The following is a 524-nucleotide window of genomic DNA, read 5'->3' on the forward strand; positions in this document are numbered from 1 at the left end:
GTAGCGATCGCCCCGGACGGGAAACGAGCCGTCTCGGCATCCGATGATCAAACCCTGAAACTGTGGGATTTGGAGACGGGGACGGAACTGGCTACCCTCACCGCGCATAGTTTCTATGGAGTAGCCGCCTGGGACTGGAAACGAGCGGTCTCGGCATCCGATGATGAAACCCTGACACCCCACGATGCCGAGACAGTATCCTGGGGTGACATCTTCTTTGCATCTGATGAAACCCTGACACCCCACGATGCCGAGACAGTATCCTGGGATGACATCCTATTTGCATCAGGGAACGAAACTCCCGACCTTTCTTTTGCCTTCTTTACCTTTACTCCCTTCTCTACTGGGCATGGCTCTGGCTCGGTAAGTGCAGTAGCGATCGCCCCGGACGGGAAACGAGCGGTCTCGGCATCGGATACAACCCTGAAACTGTGGGATTTGGAAACCGGGACTGAACTGGCCACCCTCAGAGGGCATAGTGCGTGGGTAAATGCAGTAGCCATTACCCCCGACGGGAAACGAGC

Annotated in this window: 1 protein-coding gene; it reads left to right on the forward strand. The window is 56.3% G+C overall.

What is annotated here, in order from left to right:
• The coding region (locus AC0QH1_RS18335; RefSeq protein ID WP_442957331.1) for a WD40 repeat domain-containing protein at nt 1-524 on the forward strand (524 nt) is incomplete at both ends.

The organism is Phormidium sp. CCY1219, assembly GCF_055795085.1.